This window comes from Frigoribacterium sp. AC394 (genome assembly GCF_979258095.1).
The window spans coordinates 2,283,317-2,297,472 of record NZ_OZ409834.1; the positions used below are offsets into that span (position 1 = coordinate 2,283,317).

Genomic DNA, 14,156 nt, shown 5'->3' on the forward strand with positions numbered 1-14,156 from the left:
CGCCGGGCGCCGCGGGGTGCCGCGAGCCGCCACGCTAGGCTTGCCGCGTGCTGAAGCTCGTGGTGCTCATCTCCGGTGGCGGATCGAACCTCCGGGCACTGCTCGAAGCCGCACACGACGCCGAGTACCCGGCGCGCGTCGTCGCCGTCGGGGCCGATCGCGACGCCGACGGGCTCGAGCATGCCGACCACTTCGGGGTGCCGACCTTCACGGTGCCGTTCTCGAGCTTCGCCGACCGCGAGGCCTGGGGCGACGAACTGCTCTCGCAGGTGCGGCAGTGGCAGCCCGACCTGGTGGTGCTGAGCGGCTTCATGCGACTCGTGCCGCCCCGTGTCGTCAAGGCCCTCGCGCCGAACCTGATCAACACGCACCCCGCCTATCTGCCCGAGTTCCCCGGGGCGCACGGGGTCCGCGACGCCCTCGCCGCCGGTGTCGATCAGACCGGTGCGAGCGTCATCGTCGTCGACGACGGCGTCGACAGCGGCCCGATCCTGGCTCAGCAGCGCATCCCCGTGCTGCCCGGCGACGACGAGTCGTCGCTGCACGACCGCATCAAGCTCGTCGAGCGCGGACTGCTCGTGCAGACCGTGCTCGACATCGCCAACGGAACGATCGACCTCGAACAGGAGTCCACCGCATGAGCGGCCACGCCATCGACCCCAGCCTCTACCGAGACCGCGACACCGTGCCCGTCAGGCGGGCGCTCATCAGCGTCAGCGACAAGAGCGGCCTGCTCGACCTGGCGGGGGCGCTCGCCGGCGCGGGCGTCGAGATCGTGTCGACCGGCTCGACGGCCTCCACCATCCGCGACGCGGGGCACGAGGTCACCGACGTCAGCGCCGTGACCGGGTTCCCCGAGTCGCTCGACGGGCGGGTCAAGACCCTGCACCCTGCCGTGCACGCGGGCATCCTCGCCGATCTGCGGCTCGAGTCGCACGAGGCGCAGCTCGCCGAGCTCGACATCGCGGCGTTCGAACTCGTCGTCGTGAACCTCTACCCGTTCGTCGAGACGGTCGCCTCGGGCGCCGACGTGCCCACGGTGATCGAGAACGTCGACATCGGCGGGCCGGCGATGGTGCGGGCCGCCGCGAAGAACCACGCGAACGTCGCGATCGTCGTCTCGCCGACGAACTACCCGCAGATCGTCGACGCGCTCGCATCCGGTGGAACGACCCTCCTGCAGCGGCAGCGTCTCGCGGGCGAGGCGTTCGCCCACACGGCCTCGTACGACACGGCCGTCGCGGCCTACTTCGCCGCGAACGTCGGCCACGACGCCGACTCTGCGACGGCAGACGCGACAGCCGGAGCCGAGGAGGCGCGGGTCGGCTTCGCCCCCACGGTCACCGTCTCGGCCGAGCTGCAGCACACCCTCCGCTACGGCGAGAACTCGCACCAGTCCGCCGCGATCTACGCCACCCCGGGTGCGCAGGGCATCGCTCAGGCCGAGCAGCTGCACGGCAAGGAGATGTCGTACAACAACTACGTCGACGCCGACGCGGCGCTGCGGGCCGCCTACGACTTCGACGAGCCCGCCGTCGCGATCATCAAGCACGCGAACCCGTGCGGTATCGCCGTGGCCTCGCCGGGCGCCGTCGACGCCATCGCCGACGCGCACCGGCGGGCGCACGCCTGCGACCCCGTGTCGGCGTTCGGGGGCGTCATCGCCGCCAACCGGCCCGTCACGCGTGCCATGGCCGAGACCGTGCGCGACATCTTCACCGAGGTGGTCATCGCCCCCGGCTTCGACGCCGAGGCCGTCGAGATCCTCAGCGCGAAGAAGAACATCCGTCTGCTGACGCTGCCCGCCGACTACTCGCGCGACGACCGCGAGGTCAAGCAGATCTCGGGCGGCCTCCTCGTGCAGGACGCCGACGGGTTCAGCGGGTTCTCGTCGAAGGGCTGGACGCTGGTCGCCGGCGACGAGGCCGACGCGGCCACGCGCGCCGATCTCGAGTTCGCCTGGAAGGCCTCTCGCGCCGTCAAGTCGAACGCGATCCTGCTCGCCTCCGGCGGCGCGTCGGTCGGCGTCGGCATGGGGCAGGTCAACCGGGTCGACTCGTGCCACCTCGCCGTCGATCGCGCCGGCGAGCGCGCGACGGGGTCGGTGGCCGCGTCCGACGCGTTCTTCCCCTTCGCCGACGGGCTCCAGGTGCTGCTCGACGCCGGTGTCCGGGCCGTCGTGCAGCCCGGCGGCTCGATCCGCGACGACGAGGTCGTCGCGGCCGCCACGGCCGCGGGCGTCACCATGTACTTCACGGGAGAGCGTCACTTCTTCCACTGAGACGTGCCCCGAGGGCTCAGAGAGTTCCGAGCGCGCTCGGCGCCTCGGGCTCCCGGGCCTCGCCCCACGCCCCCGTCGCGATCCGAACCAACCGGTCTTGCGGCGGGGGTGTTCGTGCACCTATCCTGAAAGGCTGCCCAGCGCGGTGGAGTGACGATCCGCAGCGTGCCACGAGCAGGTCCGGACGACTGATCAGGTCGGCCGGATGCGGCCTCCACAGGTCGCCGACCTCACGACACATCCCCGGCGGCAGGGCTGCGAGCCGCTACGCCCCCGCCAGACGACGACACTTGGAACCGCCATGTCAGCACAGTCCACCTCCACCCCGTCATCGACCACCTCCGAGCACAAACCGTCGACCTTCCGCGCGCTCGCGCGGCTCTACCCGTACGCCCGCCCGGCCGTGCCGCGCATCGTGCTCGGCATGGTGGCGGCACTGCTCGCCGCCGTCGTCGCCCTGCTCATCCCCGTCGTCCTGCAGCTGCTCGTCGACGGCCCGCTGTCGAGCGGCGATCGATCGCAGGTGTGGCCGGCGTTCGCCGTCGTGCTCGCCCTCGGCGTCGTCGAGGCGCTGATGATCGCCGCCCGGCGACGCCTCGTGCTCACACCGAGCACCCACGTCGAGGCGTCGATGCGCAACGCGCTCTACGCGAAGCTGCAAGACCTGCCCGTGGCGTTCCACGACCGGTGGCAGAGCGGGCAGCTGCTCAGCCGTTCGGTCAGCGATCTCAGCCTCATCCGCCGGTGGCTCGCGTTCGGGCTGGTGCTGCTCGTCGTCAACATGCTGACGATCGTCGTCGGGTTCGTCGTGCTGTTCTTCTACAGCTGGGCCCTCGGGCTGCTGTTCGTGGTCGCGTCGCTCCCGGTGTTCGTGGTCAGCTTCGCGTTCGAGAAGCGCTACTCGCTCGTCGCCCGTCGCAGCCAGGACCAGGTCGGAGACCTCGCCACCAGCGTCGAGGAGAGCGTGCACGGCATCCGCGTGCTGAAGGCCTTCGGGCGGGGCAAGCACTCGCTGCGCGAGTTCGAGAAGCAGGCCGAAGACCTGCGAGGCACCGAGATCGAGAAGGCGCGGGCCATCTCGAAGCTGTGGCTTTGGCTGCTGCTCGTCCCCGACGTCGCGTTCGCGCTGTGCCTGCTCGGCGGCGTCTGGCTCGCCGCCGACGGGCAGCTGACCGTGGGGCAGCTCTTCGCGTTCTTCGCGACCGCGACGGTGCTGCGCTGGCCGGTCGAGTCGATCGGGTTCCTGCTCTCGATGACCTTCGACACCCGCACGGCGGCCGACCGGTTCTTCGAGGTGATGGACAGCGAGAACACCGTGACCGATCCCGAGAACCCGCAGACCATTGACCAGCCGCGGGGCCGCCTCGAGTTCAAGGGCGCCCACTTCCGTTACCAGGACTCCCCGGCGCAGTTCCCCGACCTGGTCGACGGCGTCGATCTCGTGCTCGAGCCCGGCGAGACCATGGCCCTGGTCGGTCTGACCGGCTCGGGCAAGACCACTCTGCTGGCCCTGGCGCCGCGGCTCTACGACGTCACCGGCGGGCAGGTGCTGCTCGACGGCGTCGACGTGCGCGATCTCACTCGTGAAGAGCTGCGTCGCCACATCGGCATGGCCTTCGAGGACGCCACGCTGTTCAGTGCGACAGTCCGCGACAACGTGCTGCTCGGCCGACCCGATCTCGCCGACGACCCCGTCGAGTCCGACCGGGTGCTGCGCGAGGCCCTGGAGATCTCGCAGTCCGACTTCGTCGACCGCCTGCCGGACGGCGTCGACACGCGCGTCGGCGAAGAGGGGCTCAGCCTGTCGGGCGGCCAGCGTCAGCGACTCGCCCTGGCCCGGGCGATCGCCGCCCGCCCCGCCGTGCTCGTGCTCGACGACCCCCTGTCCGCACTCGACGTCGACACCGAGGCCCGGGTCGAGGCGGGGCTGCGGCGCGTGCTGGCCTCGACCACCTCGCTCATCGTGGCCCATCGGCCGTCGACCGTCACCCTCGCCGACCGGGTCGCCCTGCTCGAGAACGGGGTCGTGACCGCAGTCGGCACGCACTCCGACCTGCTCGCCACCAACGAGCACTACCGCTACGTCATCTCGTCGCTCGACGACGACACCACCACCCGAGACGAGGTGCTCGCATGAGCGACCAGAGACCGGACGACCGCGACCAGGCGGACCGCGACCAGACCGGCCGCGACCAGACCGGCGACGCCGGGCGTGAGGCCCTCGACGGGCGCACCCCGGCCGAGAAGCGCGTCGGGCGGGGCTCGACCACTGAGGGGGTCAGAGGCGAGGAGCGCGACGACTTCACCCGCGACGAGAGCAAGCGGCTCCGGGGGCGTTCGCTGCGCCTCCTCGGCTCGCTGGTCCACCCGCTGCGATGGCGACTCGTCGTCATGGGCGTCATCGTCGTCATCAGCGTCGGGGCCCAGGTCGCCGGCCCGGCCCTGATCGCCTTCGGCATCGACCGCGCCCTGCCCGCCCTGATGGATCAGCAGGACTGGGCGCCGGCCATCCTCGTCGTCGTCGTGTACCTCGTCACCGGCGTGATCGGCGCCGTGCTGATGGCGCAGTACACGGTGCTGTCGGCGCGCATCAGCCAGGCGATCCTGATCGACCTGCGCAAGCGGCTGTTCCTGCACACGCAGCGACTGAGCCTCGAGTTCCACGAGACGTACACGTCGGGGCGCATCATCTCGCGCCAGACCAGCGACCTCGACTCGATCCGCGAACTGCTCGACTCGGGCATCAACCAGCTCGTCTCGGGGCTGCTCTACATGCTCTTCACGGCGATCGCGCTGGTCGCACTCGACCCGCAGAGCGGTCTCGTGCTGGCCGTCGCCCTCGTGCCGCTGGTCGCCCTGACCCGGTGGTTCCAGGTGCGCTCGCAGAAGCTGTTCCGAGCCACCCGTGTCACGAGCGCCCGCGTGATCGTGCACTTCGTCGAGACGATGACCGGCATGCGCGCCGTCCAGGCGTTCCGCAAGGAGGGGCGCAACGAGAAGGAGTACGGCGGATTCGTCGAGGATTACCGCCAGGCCAACTCGAAGGTCTTCACCCTGTTCGGCACCTTCGACCCGGGTCTCGTGCTGATCGGAAACGCCACCCTCGCCGCGGTCGTGCTGTTCGGCGGGTTCCGTGTCATCGACGGCACGCTGGCGATCGGCGCCCTGCTCGCGGTGGCCCTGTACGCCAAGCGGTTCTTCGACCCGGCCGAAGAGATGGCGATGTTCTACAACGGGTACCAGTCGGCCTCCGCCGCGCTCGAGAAGATCTCGGGCGTGCTCGAAGAGCAGCCGAGCGTGCCCGACCCGACGCACCCGGTCGACCTGTGGCACGCCACCGGCCGGGTCGAGTTCGACGACGTCGAGTTCGCCTACAACGCCGACACCGTCGTGCTGCCCGAGTTCGACCTGACGGTGCCCGCCGGGCAGACGATCGCCCTCGTCGGCTCGACCGGTGCCGGCAAGTCGACGTTGGCGAAGCTGATCTCGCGGTTCTACGACCCGACCCGCGGGCGCATCACCCTCGACGGAGTCGACCTCCGCGATCTCCACCCGAAGGACCTCCGCCGAGCGATCGTCATGGTCACCCAGGAGGCCTACCTGTTCTCGGGGTCGGTCGCGGACAACATCGCGCTCGGCAAGCCCGACGCGAGCCGCGAGGACATCGAGCGGGCGGCCCGCGCGGTCGGGGCGCACGAGTTCATCATGGCGCTGCCCGACGGCTACGACACCGACGTGAACAAGCGCGGTGGACGGGTCTCGGCGGGTCAGCGTCAGCTGCTCTCGTTCGCCCGGGCCTTCATCGCCGACCCGAGCGTGCTGATCCTCGACGAGGCGACGGCGTCGCTCGACATCCCCTCGGAGCGCATGGTGCAGGAGGCGCTGCAGACCCTGCTCGCCGACCGCACCGCGCTGATCATCGCGCACCGCCTCTCGACGGTCGCGATCGCCGACCGGGTGCTCGTGATGGAGTACGGCCGCGTCGTCGAAGACGGCAGCCCCGCCGACCTCATCTCGGGCACCGGCCGGTTCGCGCAGCTGCACGCCGCGTGGCGGGACTCCCTCGTGTGAGGTCGGCGGAGGTGCGGCGCCGGGCGCGACGACGGGCGAGTCCGTCGGAGGCGGGCGGCCGTGGCCGACCGGGGCGGACGGACTCGCCCGTTCCGGTCTGCCGTCCGTTAGCGTGTCACCGATGCCAGACACGACGAGGTACCTGCAGGCCTACGACGATCAACTCCGCACCGACGCCGAGACGCCGAGCGCGATCGGAGTGACGATGCTGGGCCCGCTCCGGCTCGTGACCTTCGCCGGCGGGCGCGGCTTCGTCACCTATCGCGATCTCGGCGGCTCCGATGCGGAGCGCATCAGCGGGCTGGTCGGCGAGGCGCTGGAGCACTTCCGAGCCGACCCCGTGATCGACCGCGTCGAGTGGAAGTCGCGCGGCCACGACCACGCCCCCGGTCTGCACGACGCCCTCGTGGCCCATGGCTTCAGGCCCGGTGAACCGGAGTCGATCATGATCGGACCGCTCGCGGCGCTCTGCGAGGTCGGCGACGTCCCGCCCGGGGTGACTGTCCGGCGGGTCACGACCGAGGCCGACGTGCGGGCGATGAGCGCGATGGTCGACGATGCCTTCGGCGAGGCCGTCGACGCGAGACAGGCCGACGCTCTGCTCTCCCGACTCGCCCGCGGCGACGGCATGGAGCTCTGGGTCGCCGAGGTCGACGGCCGGATGGTCAGCGGCGGCCGACTCGAGCCGGTGCCCGGCACGGACTTCGTCGGCATCTGGGGCGGTGCCACACTCGAGGCGTACCGGCACCGCGGCATCTACCGGGCGCTGACCGCCGCCCGGGCGCGCTCGGCCGTCGCTCTCGGCAAGACGCTCGTGCACAGCGACTCGACCGACGACTCGCGGCCCATCCTCGAGCGGTCGGGTCTCGTGAAGGTGTCCACGACGACGCCGTACGACTGGACGCGCTGACCGCTGCGTCGCTCGCGGCGACCGCCCGGCGACCGCGGGGCGACGGCGGGCGAGTCCGTCGGAGGCGGGCGGTCGGCGAGGACCGGCGGCGTCGGACTCGCCCGGGGTCGGCAGACACCACGCACCGACCGGGCGGCACGGTCAGCGGGCCTTCGAGGCCTCCGTCGGCGATGACTCCCGCCATGCGAACACCTGACCGTCGTCACCGGCCACGACCGACCATTCGCCGCAGACGACCCCTGCGGTCGGCAGGTCGGACGGCCACCAGGCGGGGGAGACGGGCGGGGTCGACTCGAGCGGGTCGGCGGGGATGCAGCCCGCGGCGTCGGCGAGGGGAGCCGTCGTGCGGAACGTGAGAACCGCCTCCTCGGGATCGTCACGGAGCGAGACGGCGCGGATCGACGTGGCGTCCGACGGAACCCACCCGGCGAGCACGAACGACCGCGTGCCCGACTTCGGCGCCTCGCCGTAGCTGTCGAACTCGAAGCTCCGCTCGTCGGACCCGAGGCTGCCGAGCGAGCAGGCGGCGAGGCCGAACGCGAGTGCGGAGACGAGGGCGGTCGCGGCGACGAGACGGGTGACGGAGGGCATGCTCCGAGCCAAGCGCCTCCCGGCGCCGAGCGGATCAGCCCGGAGTCGAGACGGTCTCATCCGTCAGGAGGATCGTGCCGGGTCAGGGCTCCCAGGAGGCGCGCTCGAGATCCACCCGGAACGCACCCGCCCGAGACCACCGCAGCGGCGTGCCCTCCACCCGGTACATCTCGAGAGCGCGGCTCTCGTGGTCACGGGGCGCATGCCCGGACGCCCGGATGACGCGCCACCACGGCAGCTCGGACCCCGCGTACGCCATCACCTGCCCGACCGCACGGGAGGCCCGCGAACCGAGCACGGCCGCGATCGACCCGTACGTCATGACACGGCCCGCCGGGATGGACTCGACGACCTCGACCACGCGCGAGGCGAAGTCGGCGCCCGGGTCGGCACCGGGGCTCACGCCGGGGTCAGCCTCAGCGCGGCGAAGTGCTCGCCGTACGGGGTCTCGCCGACGACCTCGAAGCCGATGCGGGCGAAGAACTCCTCGGGCCCGTCGTCGCCGGGTTCGTACATGACCGTCAGTCGGTCGAACCCCCGGCTGCGGGCCTCGTCGGCCAGAGCGTGCACGGCGAACCGCCCGACGCCGCGGCCCTGCGCATCGGCCTCGACATTGATGCGCCAGATGCAGCTGCGCAGCTTCTCGTCGTCGGCCGAGGCGTCGAAGTTGCCCATGATGAAGCCGACGACCGTGCTCTCGCCATCGGCGCTGTCGACGACGACTCGCGGCCAGGCGGTCGTCGGATTGACGTACGCCTCGGCGATCGAGTGCGACACCGGGGCCACGTACTGCTCTTGGCCCGGCTTGAGCGTCAGGTTGTTGGCCGCGACCACAGTCGCGGCGGACAGTTCTTCGAGGCGGAGATCCGACATGCCCTCAGGCTACTGGCGGCGGCGCTCGCGGCACCAGCACCAGCACCAGCATCGACCCAGGCCTCGACCCGGCCGACCCGCGCCACCTGACAGCGCGCTCGGGTTCGGCCCTGAGATCGCTGGCCGCTGGCGGTTCGAGGTGGCGCCGCCGGGTGGCAGGGAGTTGGCTTGCATATTCAAGTCATCGACCGACACGGTGACCTCTCGGCACGCCGGTTCCGGCCATGCCCCATCCGCGCCTCGAAGGAGCCCCCCGTGAAGATCCTCCTGCTCGGAGCGACCGGAGGCGTCGGCTCGCACCTCCTCCGCACCACCCTCGCCGCGGGGCACGACGTGCGGGTGCTCGTCCGCGATGCGACCGCCCTCGACACCAGCGACGGGGTCGACGTCGTCGTCGGCGACGCGACCACCGCCTCCCACATGGCCGAGGCGGTCGACGGGCGCGACGTCGTGCTGAACGCTGTGGGCTCGCGCAACTTCAGGGTGCCGGTCGAGCTCGAGGTCGGACGCGTGCTGCTGCCCGCCATGGACGCCGCCGGCGTCGAGCGCCTGATCGTCTGCTCGGCGTTCGGGGTCGGCGACAGCGAACGCGACGCCGGGCCGCTGCAGAAGATGTTCTTCCACAGCGTGCTGGGCAGGGTCTACGCGGCCAAGGAGGTCGCCGACGCCGAGGTCCGCGCCAGCGACCTCGACTGGACCCTCGTCTACCCCACCCGTCTCGTCGACGGCCCCGCGACCGGCGACATCGTCGTCGCCGAGAGGCTGCCGGCGGGGGCCTCGACGAAGGTCTCGCGCGCCGACGTCGCACGCTTCATGCTCGCGCAGCTCGGCGACGGCACCTGGTCGCGGCGGACCGCGGTCGTGACCGGCGCGGACTCCTGACCCGCGCCTGCCGCGCCTCCCGCAACCCCCGCGCCTCCCGCGCCTCCCGCACGCTCGGCTACAGCGAGACCAGCCGGTCGTAGGCGGCGTCGACCCCCGCGTCGATCGCGCGGCGGGCCGGGTCGGCGTCGTGCCAGGCGACGATCTGGCGGGCTCCTTCGGCGAACGGGACCCGCGCCTCCCACTCCGGGGCGATCGCACGGATCTTCGCCGTGTCGAACACGGCCGGGTGGCTGCGATCGCCGCAGAGGTCGGCGGTCCACTCGGGCACGGCCTCGGTGATGTCATGGGTGGTGCGGTGGACGAGGTGCAGCGGCGCCCCGGCGGCGTCGGCGAGATCGCGCGCGATCATGTTCCAGGTCAGCTGCTCGGGGGCCATGATGCTGAACGCCTCGCCCATCGCGTCGGGGTGGCCGAGCAGCGCGACGAACGCCCGCGCGAAGTCGGTGGAGTGCGTGAGCGCCCACATCGACGTGCCGTCGCCGTGCAGCACGATCGCGTCGCCCCGGCGCATGCGCTCGATGGTCGTCCAGCCGCCGAGCAGCGGCACGTGGGTCTCGTCGTAGGTGTGCGACGGGCGCACCACCGTGGCCTGCACCCGGCCGGCCTGGTGCTCGTCGCGCAGCAGCCGCTCGCACGCGATCTTGTCCCGCGAGTAGGCCCACCACGGGTTGAACAGCGGCGTCGCCTCGGTGATCGGCAACGAGACCGGGGGCTTCTGGTAGGCCGAGGCCGAGCCGATGAAGATGTACTGATCGGTCAGCGGCGCCACGACCCGCAGCATCGACGCGAGCTGCTCGGGCGTGAACGTGAGGTAGTCGGCGACGCTGTCGAAGCGGCGGCCGTGCAGGGCGGCGACCACCGCCTCCTCGTCGCGCACGTCGGCGGTGAGCTGCTCGACGCCCGCGGGCAGCGGTCTGATGGAGGTGCTCCCGCGGTTCAGCACGGTCACGGCCACACCGTCGAGCAGGGCCTGTCGCACCACCGCCGCGCTGATCTGCCCGGTGCCGCCGATCACGAGGAGGGACGTCGTCGTCATCGCCCCACTGTGCACCCGCTGCGCCGGGGCCGGGCCACATCGATGTGACCCGAAGCGGGCCGGAGGCGCGGTTCAGGGGTCCGAACGCGTCACCTCGATGAGTTGGCAGTGAAGCAGGAGGCGCGGGCCGGGCCCGGCCGCATCGAGGTGACCCGGAGGGGGCAGTAGGCGCGGGTCAGGGGTACGGACGCGTCACTTCGATGAACGGTGCGGGAGCGGAGCGGGGCCGGAGGCGCGTCGAGGTGACGCGAAAGGGGCAGGAGGCGCGGGTCAGGGCCCCGGACGCGTCACTTCGATGAAGCGGGGCGGGGCTGGGGGCGGGGAGAGAGGCGGCTCGCCGCATGCCGGGGGCGGCATGCATGCGGGTGCATGATGGCGTGATGCACGACGCGACCTCCGGCCCCGACTCCCCGACCCCGAGCAGCGCACCCGGCGACTCGGCGGCGACGACGGCGTTCCGCGCCGCGCGCGACCACCTGCTCGCCCTCGGCGACGACCTCGACCGGGCCGGCGCCGAGTTCCGCTGGCCCGACGTCGGCGACCGCTTCAACTGGGCCGTCGACTGGTTCGACGTCATGGCGTGGGGCAACGACCGCATCGCCCTCTGGCTCGTCGAGGAGGACGGCTCCGAGCAGCGCATCACCTTCGACGCGATGCGCCGCCGCAGCGACCAGGTCGCTGCCTGGCTGCACGGACTCGGCGTCGCCCGGGGCGACCACGTCATGCTCATGCTCGGCAACCAGGTCGAGCTGTGGGAGGCGATGCTCGCGGTGATGAAGATCGGCGCGGTCATCCTGCCGACGTCGACCGTGCTCGGCACCGCCGACCTCGCCGACCGCATCGAGCGGGGGCTCGTGCGGCACGTCGTCGCGAACGCCTCCGACGCGGCGGTCTTCGATGCCGTGCCCGGCATCGACGCGGTCACCCGCATCGCCGTGCTACCGCCTGCCGAGGCCGGAGCCGCAGCAGGCGCCGGCGCCGGGGCCGGCTCCGCACCCGCGGGCTGGGTCTCCTTCGGCGACTCGCACCGCGCCTCCTCGGTGCGCCCCGACATCGTCACCGCGACCGACGACCCCTGCCTCGTCTACTTCACCTCGGGCACCACGAGCCGACCCAAGATGGTCGTGCACTCGCACGCCTCGTACCCGGTCGGGCACCTGAGCACGACGTACTGGCTCGGGGTCCGCCCCGGCGACGTGCACATGACGATCTCGTCGCCCGGCTGGGGCAAGCACGCCTGGAGCTGCTTCTTCGCGCCGTGGACGGCCGAGGCCACCGTGTTCGTCTACAACTACGGGCGATTCCGGCCGGCGGAGCTGCGCGACCAGCTCGAGCGCGCCTCCGTCACGTCGTTCTGCGCGCCGCCGACCGTGTGGCGCATGCTGATCCAGTCGTCGCTCGGCGCCCGACCGCACGCTCTGCGCGAGGCGCTCTCGGCCGGCGAGCCGCTGAACCCCGAGGTCATCTCGCGCGTTCAGCAGGGCTGGGGGCTCGACATCCGCGACGGCTACGGGCAGACCGAGACCACCGCGATCATCGCGAACGCACCCGGCGGCACCATCAAGGCCGGGTCGATGGGGCGCGCCCTGCCCGGCGTCGACGTCGTGCTCGTCGACCCGGTCACGGGCGAGGTCGGCGACGAGGGCGAGGTCTGCCTCGACCTGACCAGCCGACCGGTGAACCTGATGACGGGCTACCTCGGCGACGCGGCGCGCACCGAGTCGTCGATGCGCGACGGGCTGTTCCACACCGGCGACGTCGCCTCCCGTGACGCCGACGGCATGATCACCTTCGTCGGGCGGACCGACGACGTCTTCAAGTCGTCGGACTACAAGGTCTCGCCGTTCGAGGTCGAGAGCGTGCTGATCGAGCACCCCGCCGTCGCCGAGTCGGCCGTGGTGCCCGCTCCCGACGACGTGAGACTGGCCGTGGTGAAGGCGTACGTGACGCTGGCGGCCGGTGTCGAGGCCTCGGCGGAGACCGCCCGCTCGGTGCTCGCCCACGCCCGCACCGGGCTGCCGGCGTACGAGCGCGTGCGCCGCATCGAGTTCGTCGACGAGCTGCCGAAGACGATCTCGGGCAAGATCCGCCGCGTCGAGCTGCGGCAGCGCGAGGAGGACGCCGCGGTCTCGAGCGAGCGGATCGCGGGGGAGTTCCGCGACTCGGACTTCCCCGGGCTGCGTGGGTAGGGCGTCCCGGCGCGGGCGCGGGTCCGGGCGCGGGCGCGGGCGCGGGCGCCTGAGCGACGCCGAGGAGGCGCGGCGCGGCGACCACGGGCATGAAGATTTCTCGACGACATCGGCCGAGCCCCTGGTCGTCTCGCGCCTTCTTGCCTAAACTCGATGCATCCACCCCGAGGAGAACCGTGATCCGCTGCGCCGACAAGACGACGACCGTCTCGTGAGCGACCCTCGGCACGATGCTCCGCCTCTGACCCGGCGCGAGGCCCTGGCCCGCGAGCGCGCGGCTGCCGCAGCCCCGGAGGCGCGGGTCGACACAGGCGTCCCGGCTGCCGCTTCGGAGGCACCCGCCCCGCAGGCCCCGGCCCCGCAGGCAGCACCGGTCGTGCAGGCCGCGGCTCCGCAGGCCACCGCTGCGCAGCACCCCGCCGCACGACGTCAGCCGGCCATCGCTCGCGTCCCCGTGCGCTCGACGCGGATCGTCTCGGGCCCCGAACCGCGCCTCCTGCCCTCCCGTCGTCCGAGCTTCCTGGCCCGGCGTGCGCGTGACGCGGCCGTCCCGGCCTTCGCGCTGCTGGCGGCGACCCTGTTCTTCTCGTCGAACGTGACTCCCGCATCGGCGTCCGACCTGGGCGGCTCGGGGATCCCCGTGTCGACGGCCGCTCCGATGACGGGTCAGACCATGGCCGCGTCGCTCGTCGTGCTCGCCGTCGCCGAGCGCGACTCGTACGGCGTGACCGACCCCCCGCCCCCGCCGCCGCCCCCGCCGCCCGTGGTGGAGGTCCCCGACGTGTCCGACTCGGCGTCGCCCGTCGAGTCGGTCTCGGCCGACGCGGTCGTCGGTGCGGCCGGGGCCGTCGCCTCGGGTGGCGGCACCGTCGTCAACAGCGGTGCCGGCGACATCCGTTGGCCGTTCCCCGGCAGCGTCGTGCTGAGCTCGGGGTTCGGTCCCCGCAGCGCACCGTGCGCGGCGTGCTCCAGCATGCACATGGGGCTCGACATGACCCCGGGCGGCGGCACCCCGATCGGCGCCGTCGCCGCCGGTACGGTCCGCACCGCCGGAGTCCACGCCCAGTTCGGCACCTACGTCGTCATCGATCACGTGATCGACGGCGGTCTGGTGAGCACGATGTACGCGCACATGCGGTCGGGCTCGAGCCCGATGTACGTCGGTCAGCAGGTCGGCGTCGGCGAGCTCGTCGGCACGGTCGGTCGCACCGGTGTCGCGACGGGCGAGCACCTGCACTTCGAGGTGCTCATGGGCGGATCGACGCAGATCGACCCCAAGGCCTGGCTCGACGCGAACGCCGGCCGCACGCTCTAGGTCGC

Annotated in this window: 12 protein-coding genes; 8 read left to right on the forward strand and 4 right to left on the reverse strand. The window is 72.1% G+C overall.

Annotated features, from left to right (window positions below; translation table 11 throughout):
* Window positions 1-47: 47 nt before the first annotated feature.
* The 5 genes from purN (at window position 48) to ACZZY9_RS10665 (ending at window position 7,262) form a co-directional block, all read left to right on the forward strand.
* Entirely contained in the window at window positions 48-641 is a 594-nt protein-coding gene (gene purN / locus ACZZY9_RS10645) for a phosphoribosylglycinamide formyltransferase (RefSeq protein ID WP_463464038.1), read from the forward strand.
* Window positions 638-2,281: a bifunctional phosphoribosylaminoimidazolecarboxamide formyltransferase/IMP cyclohydrolase gene (gene purH / locus ACZZY9_RS10650; RefSeq protein ID WP_463464039.1), complete on the forward strand. Its 1,644-nt coding sequence runs from the start codon at window positions 638-640 to the stop codon at window positions 2,279-2,281. The genes purN and purH overlap by 4 nt, the downstream gene beginning before the upstream one ends.
* Before the next feature lie 301 nt (window positions 2,282-2,582).
* On the forward strand, window positions 2,583-4,418 hold the full coding sequence (locus tag ACZZY9_RS10655; protein WP_463464040.1) for an ABC transporter ATP-binding protein: 1,836 nt from the start codon (window positions 2,583-2,585) through the stop codon (window positions 4,416-4,418).
* The gene (locus tag ACZZY9_RS10660) at window positions 4,415-6,352 is read left to right on the forward strand and encodes an ABC transporter ATP-binding protein (RefSeq protein WP_463464041.1); all 1,938 of its coding nucleotides are present in this window, start codon (window positions 4,415-4,417) and stop codon (window positions 6,350-6,352) included. Before ACZZY9_RS10655 ends, ACZZY9_RS10660 begins: the two co-directional genes overlap by 4 nt.
* A gap of 121 nt (window positions 6,353-6,473) precedes the next feature.
* Window positions 6,474-7,262 carry a GNAT family N-acetyltransferase gene (locus ACZZY9_RS10665; RefSeq protein WP_463464042.1) on the forward strand — a complete coding sequence of 263 codons (789 nt, stop codon included), beginning with the start codon at window positions 6,474-6,476 and terminating at the stop codon, window positions 7,260-7,262.
* A gap of 141 nt (window positions 7,263-7,403) precedes the next feature.
* Here ACZZY9_RS10665 and ACZZY9_RS10670 read toward each other — a convergent pair whose 3' ends face one another.
* The 3 genes from ACZZY9_RS10670 to ACZZY9_RS10680 all read right to left on the reverse strand — a co-directional run bounded on the left by ACZZY9_RS10670 (window position 7,404) and on the right by ACZZY9_RS10680 (window position 8,726).
* Window positions 7,404-7,853, reverse strand: a complete 450-nt coding sequence (locus tag ACZZY9_RS10670; protein WP_463464043.1) for a hypothetical protein — start codon at window positions 7,851-7,853, stop codon at window positions 7,404-7,406.
* Window positions 7,854-7,935: 82 nt separating this feature from the next.
* Window positions 7,936-8,256 (reverse strand): MGMT family protein, encoded by a 321-nt coding sequence (locus ACZZY9_RS10675; RefSeq protein ID WP_463464044.1) that lies wholly within the window; start codon window positions 8,254-8,256, stop codon window positions 7,936-7,938.
* Window positions 8,253-8,726, reverse strand: coding sequence for a GNAT family N-acetyltransferase (locus ACZZY9_RS10680; RefSeq protein WP_463464045.1), 474 nt, complete (start codon window positions 8,724-8,726; stop codon window positions 8,253-8,255). Before ACZZY9_RS10680 ends, ACZZY9_RS10675 begins: the two co-directional genes overlap by 4 nt.
* Window positions 8,727-8,981: 255 nt before the next feature.
* Between ACZZY9_RS10680 and ACZZY9_RS10685 the strand changes: the two genes are divergently transcribed.
* Window positions 8,982-9,608 (forward strand): NAD(P)-dependent oxidoreductase, encoded by a 627-nt coding sequence (locus ACZZY9_RS10685; protein ID WP_192061098.1) that lies wholly within the window; start codon window positions 8,982-8,984, stop codon window positions 9,606-9,608.
* Between the two features lie 58 nt (window positions 9,609-9,666).
* Here ACZZY9_RS10685 and ACZZY9_RS10690 read toward each other — a convergent pair whose 3' ends face one another.
* Window positions 9,667-10,647, reverse strand: coding sequence for an NAD-dependent epimerase/dehydratase family protein (locus ACZZY9_RS10690; RefSeq protein WP_463464046.1), 981 nt, complete (start codon window positions 10,645-10,647; stop codon window positions 9,667-9,669).
* Window positions 10,648-11,027: 380 nt separating this feature from the next.
* On the opposite strand from ACZZY9_RS10690, the gene ACZZY9_RS10695 reads away from it, so the two are divergent.
* A complete protein-coding gene (locus tag ACZZY9_RS10695) occupies window positions 11,028-12,836 on the forward strand; it encodes an AMP-binding protein (protein WP_463464047.1) in 1,809 nt (602 codons plus the stop codon).
* Window positions 12,837-13,047: 211 nt separating this feature from the next.
* Window positions 13,048-14,151, forward strand: a complete 1,104-nt coding sequence (locus ACZZY9_RS10700) for a M23 family metallopeptidase (protein ID WP_463464048.1) — start codon at window positions 13,048-13,050, stop codon at window positions 14,149-14,151.
* The last annotated feature ends 5 nt before the right edge of the window (window positions 14,152-14,156 follow it).